This is a genomic window from Psychrobacter sp. K31L, from assembly GCF_017942195.1.
GTDB lineage: Bacteria > Pseudomonadota > Gammaproteobacteria > Pseudomonadales > Moraxellaceae > Psychrobacter > Psychrobacter glaciei.
In genome coordinates, this window is record NZ_JAGKSC010000003.1 from 394,575 (window position 1) to 415,919 (window position 21,345).

The window sequence follows — 21,345 nt, forward strand, 5'->3', positions numbered from 1 at the left end:
CTGGATATCTATAAACAGCTATTTGATTAATAGGTATTTTATGTCTACTCCAGCACCAAATTTTAAGCACCAAGATAGCCAGCCATGGTATAAAAACTATATGGTGGTTATCTTTGTGATTGGCATGCCAGCCTTTGTGGTGATTGCTTGCCTCTGGTTTGTTTATTACTCCTATCAGATCCGTGACAGTGTGGTTCGTGACGATTGGTATATGGATGGCAAGACGCTTTATCATGATGTGTCCCGTGACAAGCTGACTTATGACTTAGACCTGCATGGCGAGATGCAGTTTGCCGATGACGGTAATATTGTGTTTTATTTGAATTATCCTGAGCAAAGCTTACAATCGGGCAAATTACTTAATGGCACCCCGCTTACTTATCCTGATAAATTAGATTTATCAATCTCCCATGCGACCGACATCAAAAAAGATCGTGATGTGGTGCTACAGCATCAAGAAGGTAATAAATATAGCGCTAAGGTAGATATTGACCCCGTAAAAGCCAAGTACTATTTGCAAGTGAGCAATGAAGGCAAAGATGATTGGCGTATGCAAGATGTGGCAAAATTGCCACGTTCAAAGGTTAGTTTTGATCCGCTACCAGTATTTGCTGAGAGTTAACTTATATAAATATAGACTTCGTAGATTCAGCGAATAATCAATTCACTAAGACATAAAAAACCAGCCATGAATAAGCTGGTTTTTTTTGGCTATTATTTGGCTATAGTGAGTGAAAAGTGATATCGAACCATCACGCACTGCTGATATCCATTTTTCTTGCTTGCTTTGCCTGCGCAGACAGAGGCGACAAAAAATTAATATCAGCAAAATTTAGCCATTTTTAGCCCATTTAGATATTCATCGATTGAATTGAGGACACGCCCTAGATAACAGGATTAATTGTTGGAATCTTCTGTGTGGGTCGACTGCTTTCTATCGTTTTATCTGACTGTTGCTTACTGGCAAACTTTGGATTAAAAGTTTGCGTTTGTGGCGCTATTGGTAAGCCAATTTCAGCCAAGCTATCGGTCTGCCCTGCCTGAATATTATCCCCTTCAAACAAACGCTCATTGTCATCACGATCAAGACTTAACCCTTCAAAGTCAAACAATTCACGGTCTGCTAATTGCGACGGTGCCACGTTTTGCATGGCCTTAAAGATAGAGGCCAAACGCTGTGGATGAGCATCGTCCCATTCGCGTAGCATGTCATTAATGATGGCGCGCTGTAGATTGGTTTGGCTGCCACACAAGTTACATGGAATAATCGGGAATTCTTTCAATTTTGCGTATTCAATGATGTCTTTCTCTTCGACATAGGCCAATGGGCGAATAAGCATGTTTTGCTTATCATCGCTGAGCAGTTTCGGTGGCATAGACTTGAGCGTACCGCCATGAAATAAGTTCAAAAAGAACGTGGCCAACATATCATCGCGGTGATGACCAAGAGCAATTTTGGTCGCGCCAATTTGTTTTGCAAAACCATATAATGAGCCACGACGCAAACGCGAACATGCCGAACAATAAGTCTTACCTTCTGGCACCACGCTTTTGACGATACTATAAGTATCCTTTTCTAAAATATAGTGGGCAATGCCCTGCTCGTTTAGATACGCTGGCAAAATATCCTCAGGATAACCTGGCTGCTTTTGATCCAAATTAACCGCGACGATATCAAAATTAATCGGTGCAATACGTTTTAGCAGCAATAAAATATCCAATAAGGTATAGCTGTCTTTGCCCCCTGAAACACAGACCATCACCACGTCACCCTCTTCGATCATATTAAAATCACGAATCGCCCAAGATACTTGTCTACGCAGTTTCTTCTGTAGCTTGCGAAACTGTGCTGATTGAGTAGGTGATAACGTTTCAGCAATCAAATCATCCTCAGCGGCATCATCATACTCCATACTATCAGTCTCTAAAGTATAGTCTGCCCTACCTGCATCAGCAGACGTCTCATCAAACTCTGGCGTAATTTTTGGTGTAAACAAGGTCGCTGCAGTCATAAGTTACTCAATATCTTTACAAGGGTGATTTTGCTATACAGCAAACTGCTATCACAGTGCTGTCATACATGATGGGCAAGCGTTAACACTGATGCTTTAAAAGCAGCAATTATAACAAAATTTGCTCACAGTTTGAAAAGAGGACATTAAATAACGGCTGCATGGTTATGTAACGGTTGGATTTTTGCTAAAATAACCGTTTTTCGTAAACCAATAATAGATACCATTATGACTAATGTTACTTCGCAAAGCACCTCCAATAATCAAGCCTCCGATACTGATTTAAATGCTCTGCATAAAAGCCAAAATGCCGTTGTGCTATTGTCGGGCGGGCTTGATTCGGTGACTTGTTTGTATTGGGCCAAGGCACGTTATGCGTCGGTGACTGCAGTCAGCTTCAACTATGGTCAACGCCATAATAGTGAGCTTGTCGCCGCAAAAAATATCGCCGAAACGGCAGCGGTCAACCATCGCATTATCGATATTGATATCGCTCAGCTTGGTGGCTCATCATTGACGGATCACAGTATGATGGTTCCTGATGGGGATGCGGAGAAGTTCCCTAATAAAAAACGTGATGAGATTGATAACGATGCCATCCCAAACACCTATGTACCGGCTCGTAATACCATATTTTTATCTTATGCCTTAGCCGTCGCTGAAGTGACCGACGCCAACCATATCGTTATTGGCGTCAGCTCAGTCGATTATTCAGGTTATCCAGATTGTCGTCCTGAATACATTGCCGCTTTTGAGCACATGGCAAACTTGGCGACAAAAGCGGGCGTTACAGGCCATCATTTATCCATTCAGACGCCATTACAGCAGCTGTCAAAAGCAAAAACCATCGAGCTTGGGCTGTCATTGGGTGTCCATTATGGTCAGACGATTTCTTGCTATCAAGCCGACGCAAATGGTCTTGCCTGCGGCGTTTGCGATAGCTGTACCTTGCGTCGTCAAGGATTCGCCCAAGCAGGCATCGCTGATCCTACTCATTATCAACCTTAATGGTTTAAGTACTCATAGCGACAGACAGTATAACTAAACATTAGCGAAACATTCGCTTGCATTAACACAGCACGCCGCCGTTGTATTTTAATTGCGATACTTGCTATGGTATGGACGATTCTCTCTGTCATCAGATAGACAACCGATAGAGAAATACCCTTATTTACCTCAGTAATTTAATTTTTGAGTAAAAATCTACAAAATTGACGCTACCTTTGAGAGGATGTTTATGAAGTTTTTGCCAGTATTACCCCTAGCCTTAGCGGCTCTTTTTGCCATACCACAGGCCAATGCTACCGATATCGAGCAAGACAATATTAATACCTGTGTGAACGGGGCTGTCAAATATAAAGTTGCTGATAAAAATAACGCGACCAAACTGTGCAATTGCACCATTGGCGTTCGTAGCAACATGACGATCGGTCAAATGTGGGAAATTGAAAGCTACGCCCAAGACAAGAAAGACCCGTCAGGCCTATCTTACGTGAAGGAAATGCAAAAAGACTTGCAGCAATGCACCGTCGGCTTAGATCTAAAGAAACCACAAAAACCGGCGTAATTGATAAAAGGTTCAACACAAAAAAGACTGGTCATTACCAGTCTTTTTTGTTGCCAATGAATAAGTGAAGTGTAAAACTGAGTATTTATTTCTGCTAATCTGCCTATAATAAGACCACCATAATTTAAACAAACATTAAAATGACTAAGGACTTTACCATGGCTAAACCAACCACAGAAACTATTGCCCTGCCCGACTTTCCAGTGACGATGGTGCGTGAGCTCGATGGTCACTTTATTCATGATGACATTGACCTAAAAGACTTGGTTGCGCATACCGACAAAGGACTGATCCTTTATTTTTATCCAAAAGACAGCACTCCAGGCTGCACCACACAAGCGACAGAGTTCACGGCGCGTCTTAGTGAGTTTGATGATTTGGGCTATGATATTGTCGGGGTCTCCCGTGATAGTGTCGAATCTCATGAAAAGTTTATCGCGAAATATGATCTACAGATTCCACTTATCAGTGATAGCGACGAAAAACTATGCCAGTACTTTGAGGTCATAAAAGAAAAAAACATGTACGGTAAGATAACGCTAGGTCTGGTACGCTCAGCTTTCGTATTCGATAAAGACGGCAATCTCACGCATGCGCAGCGCAATCTACGCGCCAAAGATTATACTGAGCGTTTACTGACGATATTAGCGCCATAACTTTTATTATGGTTATTGGCACTAATTATTGGTCATAAAATAGCGTTTATTGAGTCGCTGAGCCCAAACGATTAAAAGCCAACGTCTTATCAGTCACTCACATCCTATAAAATATAACTACTTGAGAACAATATGAAAAACCAGTCCGACACCGCTGTCGATAGCACAAACCATCAAGTCACCCGTAAAGTCTCTGTTGCCATCATTGGGGCAGGTACAGCAGGACAAAACGCTTTTCGCCAAGCCAGTAAAATCAAAGACGATGTCGTCATTATTAACGAAGGCTTTTGGACGACGACTTGTGTCACTGTAGGCTGTATGCCTAGCAAACTATTGATCGCAGCGGCTGACCGTGCACATGATGCCAACCATTCTGCTGAATTCGGTATTCATGCGACTGCCCAGATAGATGGCAAGCGAGTTATGGAGCGTGTGCGCGATGAGCGCAGTCATTTCGAAAGCTATCTCGAAGAGCAAGTAGATAGCTGGCCTGATCACAAAAAAATAGCGGGTCACGCTCATATCAATAAACAAGGTCTGATTGAGGTCAATGACGAGGTGATTGAAGCAGAAAAAATCATCGTGGCCACAGGTAGCTCGCCCTTTACTCCAGAAGGTTGGGCGGACAAGCTTGGTGATACCTTGCTCACCTCTGATACCGTTTTTGAGCTGCCAGACTTACCAAAATCTATGGCGGTCGTTGGTGCAGGTGCCATTGGCTTGGAGCTTGCCCAAGCATTTAATCGTTTGGGTGTGGATGTGACATTATTTAATCGTGTCAAAAAGGTGGCTGGACTGAAAGATCCAGACATTAGCAATAAGGCCATCGACTGCTTAAGCCGCGAGCTGACGATGCACTTAGGTAGTAAAATTAACAATGTCGGTGTACAAACAACTGAAGGCAATAAAGGTTCATTCGCTTTTATTGACTATGAAGACAGCGCAGGTGAGACACAGCAGTGGCAAGGGGAATACGTACTGGTCGCGACAGGTCGCCGTAACAATATTGACGAGCTAGGTGTTGAAAACCTAGGCGTTGTACTCGATGAAAAAAATCGCCCAAAAGATCTGAGCAAGAAAACCGGTCAAATCGGTGATTTGAATGTCTTTATCGTTGGCGATGCCAATGCCAATATTCCACTGCTACACGTGGCCAGCGATGAAGGTTTTAGTGCAGGTAATATGGTCTGTGACAATAAAGACGCCGCCTACATCCGTCCACCAGCAGTGCCCTTTTCTATCGTGTTTTGTTCGCCCCAAATCGTTAATGTCGGTATGTCTCTACCAGAAATACAACAAGATCCAGAATTGGAGTATGTCATTGGTCGCGTCAGTTTTGATAACCAAGGTCGCAGTCGTGTGATGGGTGTCAATTGTGGTCTGTTGCATATCTATGGATGCAAAAAAACCGATAGAATCTTAGGCGCTAGCATGGTAGGTCCTGATGCCGAGTATATCGGTCATATACTCGCTATGGCGATTACCAATGACTTGAGTATCAAAGCCATGCTCGACACTCCTTTCTATCATCCAACGATACTAGAAGGTTTGCGTACCGCGCTACGTGATGTCCAGTATAAGATGGAGATACCTTTCCAATCTCAAGACACACAAAAAGATAACTCTTAATGGATACCTAAGCCACACTTTCCAAGAAGTAAGGGCTTAGTCTCAATCACCACTCATGTTATGTTTGATTGCTTTGATAACTTGAGGTAGTTTATAGCCAAGCATCTCGTGTACAAAACTTTGTACAAACACACCCTGCATGGACGAAAAAATGCCAATCGCCAGTGTTACCGACTTTTTTAAAGAGATTATTCGTGACCTGCATACTAGCCTTTATCTCGCTTTGGGCGGCTCTATAGATGAAGAGTCATTCGATTGGACATCGCAAGCAGTAGAGTTGGTTAGCACTGGTATCAAAATCCTAATACTGCTTGCGGTATTGGGGTTTTGTTATTGGTTGGCTATTTATATTGTCAAAAAAAGCAAATCCCGCATTCGACTGAATGAGCGCCGTGCCAAAATCGTCCGCTCCGTTTTGCGTTATATCTGGATAGTTACCAGCTTGATTGCCATTATGAGCCAAATTTACTTTGAGCCAGAGACTATCAAGGCCACTGCAAAAGCCAGTACATGGGCGGGTATTTATTACGTACTTTGGACGTCATCTGGACAGATTATTCACAGAGTGCTACAACATTATGGTCTCAATGCTTCTATAGAGCAGCTGCTTCAAAACATCTTGTCAGTGCTGCTATTGGTACTCGGACTTGCCAGCGTCATGGCGCAATTTGGTTTTGATATTGTCTCATTGGTCGCAGGTTTAGGGATTGTAGGCTTGGCAGTCGGTTTTGCTGCCCAATCAACGCTGGCTAACTTCATTGCGGGTATCACCATTTTGCTCGAACAATCTTTTCAGGTTGGCGACTGGATTCATATCAATGACAATGAAGGTCGTGTCGTACTCATTGCATTACGCACCACCCATATTTTGACTCGAGATAACATCACCGTCATTATTCCCAACTCTAACGTTGCCTCCTCCGAAGTGACCAACTTAACCTCCAAGAACTTTATTCGATTTGATATTCGTGTGCGTATCGCTTTTGAAGATGATGTCGACACTGCTCGCAAGGAAATTTTGCAAGTCCTTGCTGATACTGAAGTGGTGCTCAATCGTCCTGAAAGCTCAGCTACCGTGGATGAAATTGGTGAGTACGGAGTGTTTTTTATCGTGCGTTTTTGGGTCAAGCCTGCCGCTGTCGCACGCATGCCCAAAATCAAGGAAGGTCTAAAAGAGGATATTAAGCGTGCCTTTGATGCCGTCAATATTTCAACCCCTTACCCGCATATGCGCCTACTGATGCCAAAAGACGTCGATTATCCTATCGCCACCAAACCCTTTGCGACCACAACGCAGGTCGTATCAGAAAAACGGCCGCTAACCAAAGATAATAAATAACGTTTATTAAGGAATGCCCCTAATCTGGAAAAGTAAATTCAAAAATCTTAAGCGACAGAGACTACTTCAAACATGGTTCTCTATGATATGGCCAAAGTAGCTAGCGTAGCTTGTAAGGTCTAAAAAAAGCTCATATATTTTGATAGCTTATATAGTCAGTCCAATATGAAAAAGATACAGCGGGACTGGGATGAATTTTTGCAGCCTCTGTCGGCATAGGTACAGCAAGCCAGAAAAATTTATAACAGTTTCGCGTTATTAAATAACTTATCCATTTTATTTAGTATTAACTATATATTGAATATAAGCCTAAAAATTTGCTTATGGATTACTATAACTATTATCATATAAATGCAGCATTTTAAAAACAAAAAGACAATAACCCAAATCGGAGTAAATAATGATTACCCATGTACCTGATGTGACTTTCAAAACTCGTGTTCGTGATGAATCTATTGGAGGAGATAACCCATTCACATGGTATGACCTAACCACAGATGAGTTATTTGCCAATAAAAAAGTGGTTGTGTTCTCACTACCAGGTGCCTTTACGCCAACTTGTTCGACCAGCCACCTCCCTCGTTATGAAGAGCTGTATCCTGAATTTAAGGCGTTAGGCGTAGATGAAATCGTTTGTATTTCTGTCAATGATGCCTTTGTCATGTATCAGTGGGGCCTAAAGCAAAACCGCGAAAACGTTTTTTTGCTGCCTGATGGCAATGGTGAGTTCACTCGTAAAATGGGCATGCTGGTTGATAAGAGTAATCTTGGTTTTGGTATGCGCTCATGGCGTTATTCGATGCTTATCGACAACAAAGCCATCAAAAAAGTGTTTAAGGAACCTGATTTTGGCGACAACTGCCCAATAGATCCATTTGAAGTATCAGATGCAGACACCATGTTAGATTATTTGAAAAGTAATGCTTAATTACAAGACTTAACCACATTGACTCTTGACTGGTATTATCAGGCGTCGATAAATTCTTAAGTACTGAGGCTCGAATACTGAGGCTCAAATACTGTCGAACTGCCAAACTGCATAGTCCTTGAACATAAGGGCTACGCAGTTTTTTTATGTTTTTTACAAGAACCTCTATCACTGAGCGGTGTTATTTTCCTCATTTGACTGCAATTTATCTCATTTGTATTACCATACTAAAATGAGCACACGCCCTAGATTAAAAACCAATAATGCGCCATTTTTTTAATCTGACGCTATAGCCAAAATATCCTAAAAATGTGACGGTATTGCTGATATTAATTTTTTGTAGCCTCTATCTGCGCAGGCACAGCAAGTAAGAAAAATGGATATCAGCATTGCGTGGTGTATCTGTACTATTTTTCACTCACTATAGATAGCAGTAGTTTTAATAACACCTTAACGCCAAAATTTTAAACGCCGTCTTTTAATCAAAGCCACTTAAACCATCCATAGCGTAATTATGGTAAAATTGACGGTTAAACATCTTATCTTATGATGTGCCTTATTTATCATTACTTATCAATTTAGCCCACAGGTATCCGTATGACCGAAACAACCGCGCCAGCCCTTGCCGCCGCATCTTCACCAGCGTTGTCAGAAGCACTTTCACCAGCGATCTCAGCAGAGTTGTCACTTGAGCTGATTATCACTTGTGCCGATGGGCTTGAGGCACCACTACAGACTGAGCTGACGAGTTTTGGTATTGCAAGCGATATCAAAAGTACGGGGCGTCTGACCGTTACGGGTACGTTGCGTGACTTATATACTATATGCCTATGGTCTCGGGTAGCGTCACGGGTATTGATGTTAATCAAACGCAGAAACATTAATGCTGAGTATGATGTGGCCGAGCAGCTTTATGGTTTGGCAAAATCGGTCAATTGGACGGAGCAATTCAACTTAGAACAAACCTTTGCCATCCGTCTGTCCGTCGATAAACGCGTCGCCGTCAGTCAACAGTTTGCGATGCTACGTATCAAAGATGCCATTGCTGATACGTTTAATGAAGTTTATGACAGTCGCCCTAACGTTGATAGCAAACATCCAGATTTTGCTATTTTTGCGACGGTCAATGACAAGCAAGCTGAACTGTATTTAGATTTGTCAGGCACCAGTTTGCATCGCCGTGGCTATCGCGTGGCGATGACCGAAGCACCATTAAAAGAAAACTTAGCAGCAGCTTTGCTTTATAGCGCAGGCTGGCATAAGAAAAATGAGGCTGGCGACGCGCCTTTCTATAATGCCTTAGTCGATCCAATGTGTGGCTCTGGCACCTTTATCATTGAAGCGCTACTCATGCATTGTGATTATGCGGTGGGTATCGACAAAGCCGCCAATCAATTTGGTTTTTACCAATGGCAGCATCATGACGAGACGCTATGGCAGCAGATGATTGATGATGCCCAGACACGTTTTCGTGAAGGCTTAGCCATTGCTAATGAGCAGCCAGACACCCTACCGCTAATCTTGGGTTTTGATGCCGATAGTGGCGCGATTATCGCTACAGAAAAGAACCTAATTGCCGCTGGTCTACAAGACTTGCTACCGTTACTCGACATTGAAACCCGCGCCCTTGACCAGCTAAGCAGCGTGCTAAAGCCGTTGGTCGATGATGGTCGATTGAGCAACCCTCTAATTATCACCAACCCACCTTATGGCGAGCGTTTGGGTGATGAAGAGATGATTAAGCCCTTGTATCAAGCGATTGGGCTTATATTGCAAGACAGCTTTGCCGGTAGTGGTGTCGATCCGATGCTTGGTATACTGGCCTCTCATGTCGAGCAAGTCGATATCTTACCGATTAAAGAACCAAAAACCTTACGCTGTCATAATGGTGCCATTACCGTTTATTTCCGCTATGGCAAGTTGATTGCAGGGCAAACAGGTAATCTTGTGAGCCGTTTTGAAAAGCGTGAGATTGAAGTAGAAGACGGTCAAGACTTTATCAATCGCCTGCAAAAAAATCTTGCCAAACTCAAGAAACTGGCTAAAAAAGACAATGTGAGTAATGTGCGTGTCTACGATGCCGATTTGCCTGACTTTAAGGTCGCTATCGACTTATATGGTGACTATGCGCACGTGCAAGAATATGCACCACCAAAGACTATTCCACCTGAGACCGCCAAAAAACGCTTTAATCTAGCTTTGATGGGTATCCGCGAAGTATTCGATATTAATCGCGAACAAATCTTTATCAAAACTCGGGCACGCCAGTCTGGTAATGATCAGTATAGTAAGCAGAACACCACAGAAAAGCGCGGCAAGTTTCATGTTGCTCGCGAAGATGGCGCGTATTTCTACGTCAACTTTACCGATTATCTCGATACCGGTTTGTTTATTGACCATCGTAATATGCGCGCGCGGATTAAAGACAGCAGTCGTAATAAATCAGTATTGAATTTATTTGCTTATACCTGTACCGCAAGTGTACATGCGGCATTGGCTGGCGCGAAAAAAGTCACCAGCGTTGACTTGTCACAGAACTATCTCGATTGGGGCAAGCAAAACTTTGTGCTCAACGGTTTGGACGTCAGCCGCAATAAATATCAATTCGTTGCTGCCGATATTTTTGAGTGGATTAAGGAAAATACCGAGCAATTCGATATCATCTTCATTGATCCACCGACCTTTTCAAACTCGAAAAAGTTCCAAGGTACTTTTGATGTGCAGCGTGATCATGCCGCTATTATTAACCGCGCGATGAACCGCTTGACCGCTGATGGCGTCTTATACTTCTCAAACAACTTTACCCGTTTTGAGCTCGATGAGCAATTAATCGAGCGCTATGACATCGTTGATATCACACAAAAAACCATTGGCTTCGATTTTAATATCAAAAAACCCATTCATCAGAGTTTTGAGATTCGTCACCGTCAAAGCCTATAATCAAGCGCTTATCGATACAAGATTGCTAGACAAATAGAGAAATTCATCTCAGCAGTCTAGCTTCTCAAAATTTGGGTTTTTTGCCCAATGACGATGAAACACAATAATGACCCAATCAGCTTTGATTGGGTCATTTTTTGTTGTTATGATAGAGCATTACTAGGCGATGGTCTTGCACCAATTTTGGTTCAACATCGCTTTTATTTTTATTATTTCATACCAAAAATTTTTACGCTAACAACAAGGACAATCTCATGGCATTATCACTTAATAAAGGCGGTAATTTATCGCTAACCAAAACTGACCCAAATTTAACCAAGCTACTTATCGGTCTTGGCTGGGATGAGCGTGCTACTTCTGGTGCCGAGTTCGACCTTGATGCCAGCGTATTTTTATTAAACACTGCTGGCAAAGTGCGCGGCGATCATGACTTTATCTTTTACAACCAGCTCAAATCTGACAATGGCGCGGTTGAGCATACTGGTGACAACCGTACTGGCGAAGGTGATGGTGATGATGAAGTCGTCAAAGTAAACCTAACCCAAGTACCTGCCGATGTCGATAAAATCGTCGTCACTGTCACCATTCACGATGCGGCAGCTCGCAGCCAAAACTTTGGGCAAGTAGCCAACGCTTTCATCCGTGTCGTCAATGAAGATACTGGCACCGAAGTGGTACGTTTTGATTTGGCAGAAGACTACTCTGTTGAGACCGCAATGGTATTTGGTGAAGTCTATCGTCATAACGGCGAATGGAAATTCCGCGCCGTTGGTCAAGGCTATTCTGGCGGCTTGCAAGCCATGTGCCAGCAATACGGCGTCGATATCTAAACCCGTGTTTAGATGATATCATTATCACAATTGGGGTGATAAGCACTGCTAAAACTAGCATTCAAAGTACCTTTATTAGTTAGCTATGCTAAGTAGCTTTGTAGAGTTCTGAATAAGCTAATGAATAACGTACTTTTAGTTGCAAAATAGCCACAATTATTGATAGCTAAACGACCAATAATGCTTTATGTTTCGTTTAGAATTATGCATAAAAAAGTGGTTAGCGATAACCGCTTTTTTGTGCTGTGTCTATAATAGACAACCTTAGCTTTACGCAACTAGACAGGATGTGTCATGAGACATTTTTATTTAGACTTTATCTTCACGGCCATTGCCTTAGCGGTCGCGGCATGGTGGGGATATTCGCATGGCGGTATGGGTGGTATGATTTCCACTCTCTCGATTACTGCTATTTTGGCCGTTATGGAAATCTCGTTGTCTTTTGATAACGCAGTGGTCAATGCCTCAGTCCTAAAGGGCTGGGACGAATTTTGGAAAAAGATATTTTTAACGGTTGGTATTTTAATCGCCGTATTTGGTATGCGCTTGGTATTCCCCATTGTCATCGTCGCGGTTACCGCTGACCTTGGTATGATGCAAGTTATAGATTTGGCATTGAATGATCCTAAAGAATACTCAGCAAGACTAATGGCACATCATGCTGAAATTTCAGCATTTGGTGGTATTTTCTTACTACTGGTCTTCTTAAACTTTATATTCGATGAAAAAGAAGTGCATTGGTTTGACTGGCTTGAGAGCCGTCTTGCGAAGCTAGGCAAAGTGGATGCCATGAGCGTCTTCGTTGCGCTTATTGTCTTGATGATTTCAGTATCTTGGGCCACCGCTGAACAAGCTTCTGCCGTTTTGATTGCGGGTGTTTGGGGTATCTTAGTTTACCTTGGCGTACAGGTAGTCTCTGGTATGCTTGAAGGTGATCTGGAAGAAGATCTAGAAAACGGAGAAAATGGCTCGGGCGCTGCGGCGACCAGCGCGATTATGAAAGGCGGTATTATTGGCTTCTTGTACTTAGAAGTCCTTGATGCTTCTTTCAGTTTCGATGGCGTAATTGGCGCATTTGCAATTACCAATGACGTTATTGTTATTATGCTCGGTCTTGCAATCGGTGCAATGTTCGTGCGTTCGATGACGATTTTCTTAGTCGATAAAGGCACGCTTGATGAGTTTGTCTATCTTGAGCATGGTGCGCATTACGCCATCGGTGCTTTAGCCATTATCATGCTGTTATCGGTGAAGTTTCATGTACCAGAAATTATCACTGGTCTTATCGGTATTGCCTTTATTGGTTGGGCGTTTGTGGCCTCACTCAATTATCGCAAACAAGAAGCAAAATCTCTCAACTGATAAACAGTGAGTTTGAAGCGTAGTAAGCATCAAACATAATACGTTTTGTTTAGCATAATACGTTTTAATGACAGGTTATATCAAGATGTTGGTATAACCTGTTTTCGTTTATGAGCATTTTTTATTTACGGCATGCAACTTTTACAAAGTTTTTCAGCTGCTTATTATCTGAGCCTTTAGCCAACTTCTGAAGACTCATAAAATACTTTGCGATAACAATATCTTAACCACTGTTACTAGGTTTGTTAAAAAGTATCAGAGTTGCAGCACTGATATGTCCCTTAGTAATCATCTGGTAAGCGCACAAAATACGCCTTGCTTAGTGAGCAAACGCTTAGTATAGTAAAACGTAATGATATGCAGGGTATGGCATACAGGTAGTTTTTTTATGATTTACCCACATATATCAGTCACTGCATAATTTTAGTTCATTTATTTCACAACCCAATCCACTTAATTATTAATCTAAAGGATATCTATATGGCTATTAGCTTAACAAAAGGCGGCAACGTAAACTTATCAAAAGAAGCACCAGGTTTGACCAATATCACGGTCGGTCTTGGCTGGGATCCACGCGCCACTGACGGTCAAGAATTTGACTTGGATGCGATTGGCTTCTTGGTCAATGAAGCAGGTAAGGTTCGTAACGACCAAGATTTTATCTTCTTCAATAACTTAAAATCAGACAATGGCGCGGTTGAGCATACTGGCGATAACCGCACTGGTGAAGGCGATGGCGATGATGAAAAAATCAAAATCAACCTTGCTAGTATCCCTGCTGATGTCAGCAAAGTTGCTATTTGTGCCATCATTTATGAAGGTCAAAGCCGTAACCAAAACTTCGGTCAAGTAGGCGAAGCCTATATCCGTGTCGTAAACGACAATGGCGATACTGAAATCGCTCGTTATGACCTATCAGAAGATGGTAGCACTGAAACTGCGATGATCTTTGGCGAGTTGTATCGTCACAGCGGTGATTGGAAATTCCGCGCCGTTGGTCAAGGCTTCAGCGGTGGTCTTGGACCATTAGCCGGCTCTTATGGCGTCAACGTTTAGACGTTTATTAATAGCAACGTTAATCACTCAAACAGTTAATAGCGGCAGTCAGACACCTGATTGTCGGCTATCTACATAAGCCATCAAGTGTGCCCTTTTAAAGCATTTGATGGCTTTAAATTTAATAGCGTCTCTAAAATCAATCAAGTTAACGATTTAGAATCACAGATGTCGCATTAAAAAAGCATATTTCAACTGTATTAGAATAAGGATTTACACCCCATGGCCGCAACGTTTAGCTTAATCGGTACCATTGAGCCTTTTTTACATTGCAATCTCAAAAAAGGCGACTCGATCTATTGTGAAGCCAATGCGATGGTCATGATGGAATCCAATCTTGAGCTTAAAGGTAAGTTGCAAGGTGGCCTCATGCAATCATTGATGCGCCGTTTTGCGAACGATGAATCATTGTTTCAGCAGCAGATTGAAGCGGTGAATGGTGAAGGCGATTGTTTGCTTGCGCCAACCTTAGATGGTGATATGCAAATCATTGATGTCGGTAATCAGCAATATACCTTGAGCGATGGCGCTTTCGTCGCTGCACAAACGGGTGTCGATATCAGAGCCAATATTCAGCGTAACCTTGGCGGCGCAGTGTTTGGTGATACTGGTGGCTTTATGGTTATGCAGACGCAAGGTCAAGGTCAGGTCGTGGTATCTGGCTTTGGCTCGTTGTTTGAGATTGATGTCACCCCAGAAAAAGACGTCATCATCGATAATGGTCATGTAGTCTGTTGGGACTCGAATCTTGAGTACAAGCTGTCGGTCTCAACCAGCAAGAAGAAAGGTATCATGAGCAGCATCATAAATTCAGTCACTAGTGGCGAAGGCATGGTGTTGAACTTCTCAGGCAATGGTAAAGTCATTATCTGCTCACGCAATCGTGACAGCTATCAAGGCTGGCTACAAAGCATCTTGGGCAGTAGCTCCGGAGGTCGTGGCGGCGGTGGTGGTTTTTTAGATAATATTTTATAGCTTAGTTTTTCAAGACAATTTTTCAAGACAATTTATCACCCACAATTATTATAATATCATGTACAAAAATTTGATTAGTAAGGAAAATGAGTGCAAGTACTACGCCTTGTAGACTAAGCGAGTTTGACACAGCTAATCGTAATTTTGAGAGTGATATAAGGATTTTATCATGGCAGTTAGTTTACAAAAGGGACAAAAAATATCCCTAAGCAAAGAAGCCGGCGGCGATCTGACTCAAGTAAAATTGGGTCTAGGTTGGGACGTAGCACAAGGACCGCAAGAGAAAAAAGGTGGCTTCTTAGGCAAATTATTTGGCGGCGGTAGCGGCGGCGATTCTATCGATTTGGATGCTTCGTGCATCATGTTCGATAGCAACAAGCAGGCAGTCGATGCCATTTGGTTCAGCCAGCTCAAATCAAAAGATGGCAGCATTGTACATACAGGCGACAACCGTACTGGCGATGGCGATGGCGATGACGAAGTTATCAACGTCGATCTTTCAAGAATCCCTGCTAATGTCGTCTCGCTGGTATTTACCGTCAATAGCTTTACTGGACAGACGTTTGAAACAGTAGAAAACGCCTTTTGCCGTATTGTGAACGCCAATAATAACCAAGAGGTCGCACGCTATAACCTATCAGCGCAAGGCAGTCATACAGCGATGGTGATGGCAAAAGTCTATCGCCATAATAATGAATGGAAAATGCATGCCATTGGCGAAACCGCTTCAGGTCGTACTTTCCATGATTTGATGCCTGCTATTACGCCACATGCTTAATGGCTTATAAAGTCTAAATAGTTTTTGCTCGTAGCGCTTGAAAATCAGCATTTTAAAACGTTAACGCTCAAAAGCAATCAGCCCGTCTATTGATAATAGACGGGCTGATTTTTTGTATTAAGGGGTGCTATTCAAGCACTTACTTACTACCACGTTTCCAGCTAAAGCCCCAATTAAAGGCTTTATCCATTTCTTGATGGCCTTTAAAGTACTGGTTAATACGTTCAACGTTGATACTGCCTTGTTGATTGACCAAACGCGCAATGGCACACATTGGCAAGTTGCCTGTGCCTTCTGTTAAGCGCGTCTCAATCGGCGACTGATCGGGCACATGAATGGTCACTACCCCATCCGTTTTTGCCCAGTTCGGCGCACCTTCGTAGATGAAGGCAAAGATAAATACTTCCTCAATTTGCGACCACTGCTGACCATTGATATCGAGCCACTCACCGCCACTCACTTGTCCTGTCCTATCGTCGGCGCGCAGACAAACGTAAGGTGCTGATTGCAAACTGCCAAAGCGATTACCTAAGGCTTGAATCAGGGTTTTTTCGCCATTTTTTAGATGAATCATTGCCCCTACGTCAAGGTCAATACCGCCCGCTTTATGCTGCTTGAACAGATCACCCAACAAGCCTTTTTTCGGTGCTTGCTTATCCATATCTGGACGTTGGTTCCAGTTTAGGTTGACAGAGATTTTGCCAAAGTCATCGCGCTTCTTAAGGTTGATACTGGATTGGTTTTTGGTTAAGGTGATTTTGCTTAAATTGATCGAAGGGCTGGCTGGAATCGGTGGCGGCGTACTTGCTTGAGAGGCACTGCCCGCCTTTTGCGTATTGATTGGACGTTGAGTATTGATAGGTTGAGATTGACCCTGTGACTGGTTTTGATTTTGAGCCTGATTGCTATTTTGAGATGAGGACTGAGCTGGTGCTTCGTCGGCAATTTCAACGCCGAAATGCTCAGACAACGGCTTCAGACCGCCTTCAAAACCTTGGGCAATAAAGCGAAACTTCCAGCTGCCCTGCCGACGATAGCATTCTGCAAGGATAATGGCTTTTTCATTACGCCCAGCACTACTAAGCTGACAAGTCATCAGCACTTGACTGCCTTGTAATACTTGGATATCAACATCACCGATTTGCGCCAAGGCTTGCGCGCTAGAAAATGCCAAGGCAATTTTATCAATATTCGTCGGTTGCGCTGCTAAATTAATATCAAAAAATCCGTCACTATCGTGACCTCGGAAGCTGACATTGCCGTCATCACTACGCGTCTGCCCATAAAATATCATATCGCCATCACCGCGCACTTTACCGTCAGTGGTCAGACGATAAGCAGCACAATCGATGGCATTTTGACTTAAAATGCGAATACTAATATTGTCCGTCGGTAGTGGCGCATTGGCACCAGCAATCAGTTTTTGAGGTTGGTTCTGGCTCATCATATGTCCTTTGAGTTATTTATTATATTAGGGCGTGTTGAACATTCAACCATGGCACTGACAGAGACTATTTTTTAGACAGTTCGACGTTAAAAACAGTAAGTTTAGTTATTCTAAGCGTCTTTTTTTAACAATGAAGTGGCAAAAAATAGTCCTGTCTCCCTCTGTTGATATTAGAGCTGATGCTAAAACTGCCCCATACTGCGTTGTAAACCTAGTTAAGGCATTAGCATTACCGTCGTTTTACGCCTTGTTTGGAGCAGTTTTAGCGATCAGCAGTGCCTATTTGTGAATATTCAACACGCCCTAGTGTTTTTTATGTTCACTATCGTCGTATAGTAGCATGGATAATGTCAGATTTTTAATCAGCACACTAAGGCGTGCTCTCAATTCAATCGATCGTTATTTAAATGGGTTAAATCTTGCCAAACAATGTCAAACAATTTTAGAATCGCTACAAGGCGACCGACCGCAGATAGTACACTGAGTACATCTAGGACGGATAACACCGTAGCGGTTTAAAAGTGCTCTGACTATAGCTGACTAATATCTCGATATCATCTGCGTTATTTTCCTTGCCTGACTGCAACCTATCTCATTTTTATCGCCATTTTTTAAATGAGGACACGCCCTAGAGCGTAGCATTTCTATATAATAGACTTTGCTATAAATGACGGCGCAGCGTGGCTTTTTTGGCAACGGATGAGTATTGACCATCTTGATAAGAAACGTGCGACAATCACACCCGGTTATCTAATACCTATAACACTTACCTATAACATTGATAATGATGCTGAGAGAATTATGAGTAACCTTGCTAACGATAGCCTTTCTATGACCCCCGTTGCCGCTTGGTTGGCAGAAGGTCAGTCTAGCCAGCGTGATATGTTAGCCAGCCTGCAAGCCCTAAAAGCACAAGCGCAATCGCCCTTTAATGTTATAGCGTCACACCGCCATGACAGACCTGAAATTTTTGAGTTTGCCGACAGCACATATATTGAGCCATCCAAAACCCTACTCGACAGTGATGAGCAAATCATACCTGAACCCGTCACACCGCGCTGGCAATTTGTCTTAGAGCAAGCCAAACAACACAACGTAAAAGTATTGCTGACTGGTCGTAATGGTATCGACTATGAAGCGCAGCGTGAGGCATTTAGTGCTGCTGGCATTCGATTATTGACAGGAGCAACCAGCGTCGCAGCATTAGAGTGTATCGATGATAAATTTGCCTTTATGCAGCAGTGCCATGCCCATAACATTCCGGTGGCAGACGCTTGGCGCTTTGACAATACTGCTGAGCTTGAAGCTTTACTTAGCGAGCATGGTCATCAGCCTTTATGCGTCAAACCGGTCACTGGTATTTTTGCACAAGGCTTTTGGCGGCTGGATCTGGCCAAAGACGATGGCGAGCATTACGATAGCTTTGAGCATTTATACTTTACCGAAGAGAAAAAAATCAATACCGCGCAGTTTGTGAATGCCTATACTCATAGCCAAATGGTACATGAGCGCCCTATTCCGATGCTGCTGATGCCTTACTTATCAGGGCAAGAGTATTCTATCGATGTTGTCTGTGAATATGGTGAAGTATTGGCAGCCGTTACTCGTCATAAAACTGGCAAAATCCAGCATGTCGGCTACGAGCAGGACGTTATGGATGTGGTGATTCCATTAATTAAAGCCTTTGGTTGCGATGGTATCGTCAGCGTACAGACCAAGGCAGATGATGACGGTCAACACCGTGTCCTTGAGATTAACAGTCGTCCTTCTGGCGGCATCGGTTATACAGTGCATAGCGGTATCGATCTCACACAAGTCGGATTTGCTTATTGGCTAGGATTAACGGCAAAGCCACAGTTAGAGGACATTGCTCAAAAAATTAAGCCTTGCCAGGTGCGCTCGCTGATGATGAGCGTCAAAATTGAAGAGACAGACGCTGAGTAACTTGCTAAGTGAGGATATAGTCATTCCACTATAAAAGTATTACAGCGTTAACCTCGCTTGAAGTATCACATATACATCTACACTCGGTTGCCTTGTACTACTTTTAAGTTGAATCGACTATAAGCCTCATTGATAATCGAGATCGTCAAGCACAAAAAAGGTTTTTAGATAGCAATCTAAAAACCTTTTTTTACTGTTTACATCGTACATTAACGATGAAAAACAACGGCTGAGAATTACTCGCCAAATACTAGCGTTGCTTTCTTAGGGGCATTCTTAGATGCAAGAACCCATAACAAGCTCAATACGATCGCTGAGCCAATAAAAATAATGATCGCTGAAGAGATTGCACTATCATGCGTATAACTCATAGACATCATATGGTTAGTAGCATCCATCTCCATAGCCGCCATACCAGTATAGTGCATACCACAAACGGCAAGACCCATAATGAACGCACTACCGAAGCGCTGTAAGGTACCGCGTAGGTTAAATGCCAACCATAATGCCGCGATAGCAGCTACAATGGCAATAACCACTGAGATGATCAGAAGTGGAGTATTGTATGACATCGTAGCTTCCATCTGCATTGAAGCCATACCAGTATAGTGCATGGCTGCAACGCCAAGTCCAGTCAAGACACCACCGCCAATCAACTTACTCATGCTAGACGCACCGCGCCCTACGATCATGATACCAATAGCCACAAAACCAACCGCAAGCAGCATCGAAACAATTGTCATGCCCAGATTATAGGTAACTGGCATTTTCATATCGACTGCCATCATACCAATATAATGCATTGACCAAATAGCACCACCAATGGCAATCGAAGATAGCGCGACCCAAAAATATAGGTCTGATCCTGGCTTAGCAGATGGCACTCGAATGGCAAGATTTAGACCCACATAAGAGCCGAACACTGCGATGGCATATGAAACCAACACCAAAAGCAGGTTATATTCAACTTCAATCATTTTTTCGCCTTTTGTATTTAATGAGAATTGAGCCTTTTAGCGTAGACTTGAATAAGCCCTTATACGCCATGCGCTCACTATTGTTTTATATAGACATTGAGTCGTCTATGATTCATTTTGTTTACCCGATGGTAAATTCACAAATATTGGTACTACCAGCACCGCAGCTGGTTTCCTCAACTTGGACTGTCTCTATAGCAGGATTACTCGCCAAAAATCCTTCGATATAACCGATGACAAAATGACATCCTGAATGATTGCTGTCTGATGACTTACAGAATGGACATTTAATTAAAGAAACCACGTTATTCTTCGCTTTGACCTTACAAAACCCTTTCAAGGCTGGTACGAGTTCTCGGCTGATTGTCGTTGGCATTTTTAGCGGACTACCAAGTGAATAATCACGTTGATAAATACCACCGCCAACCTTTCGTCCTAACTGATGCAGTGCAGTAGCACGCTGATCGCTAGGCAAGCTGGCCTCGTATTGGCTGACGATATCTGTTATTTTGGGGTATTGAGCACCAATAGCGGCTAACGTCGTTTTTTCATCCTCGCCTGTTTGCACAGGTGCTGATGAGGAAATATCTTCTTCATCAATTTCGAGTTTAAACAAGGTACAACCATCAATAGAGGACAAGTCGTCGATCAAATCCGCTTGCGTCTTAGCGCCTATACTTCTCGCAATCACATGAATGATGTTGCCACCACTGCCTGATGATTCTTGTCTCTGGGAGACGAGCTGATAACCTGCTTTGATAAGTGGTGAAATAACATTAACCAAACGAATGCGTTCAGAAGACGTCTCTAATGCACAAGAAAATTTCAAAAGTCATTCCTTTTCTAAAATACTGCTAAGCTTTTATACCAAACCATTTGTATAAATCAGACAGCGAGCTTCTATC

At 42.8% G+C, this 21,345-nt stretch carries 18 protein-coding genes; 14 read left to right on the top strand and 4 right to left on the bottom strand.

The genetic code is table 11. The features are described 5' to 3' along the window. Window positions 1-40 precede the first annotated feature (40 nt). Window positions 41-622, top strand: a complete 582-nt coding sequence (locus J5X94_RS07110) for a FixH family protein (protein ID WP_010199599.1) — start codon at window positions 41-43, stop codon at window positions 620-622. Window positions 623-884: 262 nt separating this feature from the next. Here J5X94_RS07110 and ttcA read toward each other — a convergent pair whose 3' ends face one another. Next, complete coding sequence (gene ttcA, locus J5X94_RS07115) at window positions 885-2,012, bottom strand: tRNA 2-thiocytidine(32) synthetase TtcA (RefSeq protein WP_210540752.1); 1,128 nt, start codon at window positions 2,010-2,012, stop codon at window positions 885-887. A gap of 291 nt (window positions 2,013-2,303) precedes the next feature. On the opposite strand from ttcA, the gene queC reads away from it, so the two are divergent. From queC to J5X94_RS07175, 12 genes are all read left to right on the top strand, one after another. Further along, window positions 2,304-3,020 carry a 7-cyano-7-deazaguanine synthase QueC gene (gene queC, locus J5X94_RS07120; RefSeq protein WP_210540836.1) on the top strand — a complete coding sequence of 239 codons (717 nt, stop codon included), beginning with the start codon at window positions 2,304-2,306 and terminating at the stop codon, window positions 3,018-3,020. A 229-nt stretch (window positions 3,021-3,249) separates the two neighbouring features. Beyond that, the gene (locus J5X94_RS07125; RefSeq protein WP_010199594.1) at window positions 3,250-3,579 is read left to right on the top strand and encodes a hypothetical protein; all 330 of its coding nucleotides are present in this window, start codon (window positions 3,250-3,252) and stop codon (window positions 3,577-3,579) included. A 158-nt stretch (window positions 3,580-3,737) separates the two neighbouring features. Next, window positions 3,738-4,235, top strand: coding sequence for a peroxiredoxin (locus J5X94_RS07130; RefSeq protein ID WP_210540753.1), 498 nt, complete (start codon window positions 3,738-3,740; stop codon window positions 4,233-4,235). Between the two features lie 132 nt (window positions 4,236-4,367). Further along, window positions 4,368-5,864 (top strand): dihydrolipoyl dehydrogenase, encoded by a 1,497-nt coding sequence (locus J5X94_RS07135; RefSeq protein WP_210540754.1) that lies wholly within the window; start codon window positions 4,368-4,370, stop codon window positions 5,862-5,864. Between the two features lie 151 nt (window positions 5,865-6,015). Beyond that, entirely contained in the window at window positions 6,016-7,203 is a 1,188-nt protein-coding gene (locus J5X94_RS07140; protein ID WP_228293187.1) for a mechanosensitive ion channel family protein, read from the top strand. A 400-nt stretch (window positions 7,204-7,603) separates the two neighbouring features. Then, complete coding sequence (locus J5X94_RS07145; protein ID WP_210540756.1) at window positions 7,604-8,131, top strand: peroxiredoxin; 528 nt, start codon at window positions 7,604-7,606, stop codon at window positions 8,129-8,131. Window positions 8,132-8,728: 597 nt separating this feature from the next. Next, complete coding sequence (rlmKL, locus tag J5X94_RS07150; RefSeq protein ID WP_210540757.1) at window positions 8,729-11,071, top strand: bifunctional 23S rRNA (guanine(2069)-N(7))-methyltransferase RlmK/23S rRNA (guanine(2445)-N(2))-methyltransferase RlmL; 2,343 nt, start codon at window positions 8,729-8,731, stop codon at window positions 11,069-11,071. A 254-nt stretch (window positions 11,072-11,325) separates the two neighbouring features. Continuing rightward, entirely contained in the window at window positions 11,326-11,901 is a 576-nt protein-coding gene (locus J5X94_RS07155; protein WP_189584499.1) for a TerD family protein, read from the top strand. Between the two features lie 294 nt (window positions 11,902-12,195). Beyond that, window positions 12,196-13,263, top strand: coding sequence for a DUF475 domain-containing protein (locus tag J5X94_RS07160; RefSeq protein ID WP_189584496.1), 1,068 nt, complete (start codon window positions 12,196-12,198; stop codon window positions 13,261-13,263). Window positions 13,264-13,743: 480 nt separating this feature from the next. After that, window positions 13,744-14,319, top strand: coding sequence for a TerD family protein (locus tag J5X94_RS07165; protein WP_189584493.1), 576 nt, complete (start codon window positions 13,744-13,746; stop codon window positions 14,317-14,319). A gap of 222 nt (window positions 14,320-14,541) precedes the next feature. Further along, window positions 14,542-15,294, top strand: a complete 753-nt coding sequence (locus tag J5X94_RS07170; RefSeq protein WP_189584490.1) for a TIGR00266 family protein — start codon at window positions 14,542-14,544, stop codon at window positions 15,292-15,294. 169 nt (window positions 15,295-15,463) lie between these two features. Beyond that, on the top strand, window positions 15,464-16,072 hold the full coding sequence (locus J5X94_RS07175; protein ID WP_010199561.1) for a TerD family protein: 609 nt from the start codon (window positions 15,464-15,466) through the stop codon (window positions 16,070-16,072). A 139-nt stretch (window positions 16,073-16,211) separates the two neighbouring features. Here the strand turns inward: J5X94_RS07175 and J5X94_RS07180 are convergent, their stop codons facing one another. Then, window positions 16,212-17,516, bottom strand: a complete 1,305-nt coding sequence (locus J5X94_RS07180) for a TerD family protein (RefSeq protein ID WP_210540758.1) — start codon at window positions 17,514-17,516, stop codon at window positions 16,212-16,214. An 804-nt stretch (window positions 17,517-18,320) separates the two neighbouring features. On the opposite strand from J5X94_RS07180, the gene J5X94_RS07185 reads away from it, so the two are divergent. Further along, window positions 18,321-19,463 carry an ATP-grasp domain-containing protein gene (locus J5X94_RS07185; RefSeq protein WP_210540759.1) on the top strand — a complete coding sequence of 381 codons (1,143 nt, stop codon included), beginning with the start codon at window positions 18,321-18,323 and terminating at the stop codon, window positions 19,461-19,463. 236 nt (window positions 19,464-19,699) lie between these two features. Here the strand turns inward: J5X94_RS07185 and J5X94_RS07190 are convergent, their stop codons facing one another. Then, window positions 19,700-20,440 carry an MHYT domain-containing protein gene (locus J5X94_RS07190; RefSeq protein ID WP_210540760.1) on the bottom strand — a complete coding sequence of 247 codons (741 nt, stop codon included), beginning with the start codon at window positions 20,438-20,440 and terminating at the stop codon, window positions 19,700-19,702. Between the two features lie 121 nt (window positions 20,441-20,561). Beyond that, complete coding sequence (locus tag J5X94_RS07195) at window positions 20,562-21,269, bottom strand: hypothetical protein (protein ID WP_189584478.1); 708 nt, start codon at window positions 21,267-21,269, stop codon at window positions 20,562-20,564. Between the last annotated feature and the right edge of the window lie 76 nt (window positions 21,270-21,345).

Bases quoted from the DNA above. Each gene is read 5' to 3' on its own strand.
- J5X94_RS07175 (WP_010199561.1), top strand. From the start codon at position 15,464: ATGGCAGTTAGTTTACAAAAGGGACAAAAAATATCCCTAAGCAAAGAA.
- J5X94_RS07145 (WP_210540756.1), top strand. From the start codon at position 7,604: ATGATTACCCATGTACCTGATGTGACTTTCAAAACTCGTGTTCGTGAT.
- J5X94_RS07190 (WP_210540760.1), bottom strand. From the start codon at position 20,440: ATGATTGAAGTTGAATATAACCTGCTTTTGGTGTTGGTTTCATATGCC.
- J5X94_RS07125 (WP_010199594.1), top strand. From the start codon at position 3,250: ATGAAGTTTTTGCCAGTATTACCCCTAGCCTTAGCGGCTCTTTTTGCC.
- ttcA (WP_210540752.1), bottom strand. From the start codon at position 2,012: ATGACTGCAGCGACCTTGTTTACACCAAAAATTACGCCAGAGTTTGAT.
- J5X94_RS07130 (WP_210540753.1), top strand. From the start codon at position 3,738: ATGGCTAAACCAACCACAGAAACTATTGCCCTGCCCGACTTTCCAGTG.
- rlmKL (WP_210540757.1), top strand. From the start codon at position 8,729: ATGACCGAAACAACCGCGCCAGCCCTTGCCGCCGCATCTTCACCAGCG.
- J5X94_RS07140 (WP_228293187.1), top strand. From the start codon at position 6,016: ATGCCAATCGCCAGTGTTACCGACTTTTTTAAAGAGATTATTCGTGAC.
- J5X94_RS07170 (WP_189584490.1), top strand. From the start codon at position 14,542: ATGGCCGCAACGTTTAGCTTAATCGGTACCATTGAGCCTTTTTTACAT.
- J5X94_RS07135 (WP_210540754.1), top strand. From the start codon at position 4,368: ATGAAAAACCAGTCCGACACCGCTGTCGATAGCACAAACCATCAAGTC.
- J5X94_RS07185 (WP_210540759.1), top strand. From the start codon at position 18,321: ATGAGTAACCTTGCTAACGATAGCCTTTCTATGACCCCCGTTGCCGCT.
- J5X94_RS07180 (WP_210540758.1), bottom strand. From the start codon at position 17,516: ATGAGCCAGAACCAACCTCAAAAACTGATTGCTGGTGCCAATGCGCCA.
- J5X94_RS07165 (WP_189584493.1), top strand. From the start codon at position 13,744: ATGGCTATTAGCTTAACAAAAGGCGGCAACGTAAACTTATCAAAAGAA.
- J5X94_RS07155 (WP_189584499.1), top strand. From the start codon at position 11,326: ATGGCATTATCACTTAATAAAGGCGGTAATTTATCGCTAACCAAAACT.
- J5X94_RS07160 (WP_189584496.1), top strand. From the start codon at position 12,196: ATGAGACATTTTTATTTAGACTTTATCTTCACGGCCATTGCCTTAGCG.
- J5X94_RS07110 (WP_010199599.1), top strand. From the start codon at position 41: ATGTCTACTCCAGCACCAAATTTTAAGCACCAAGATAGCCAGCCATGG.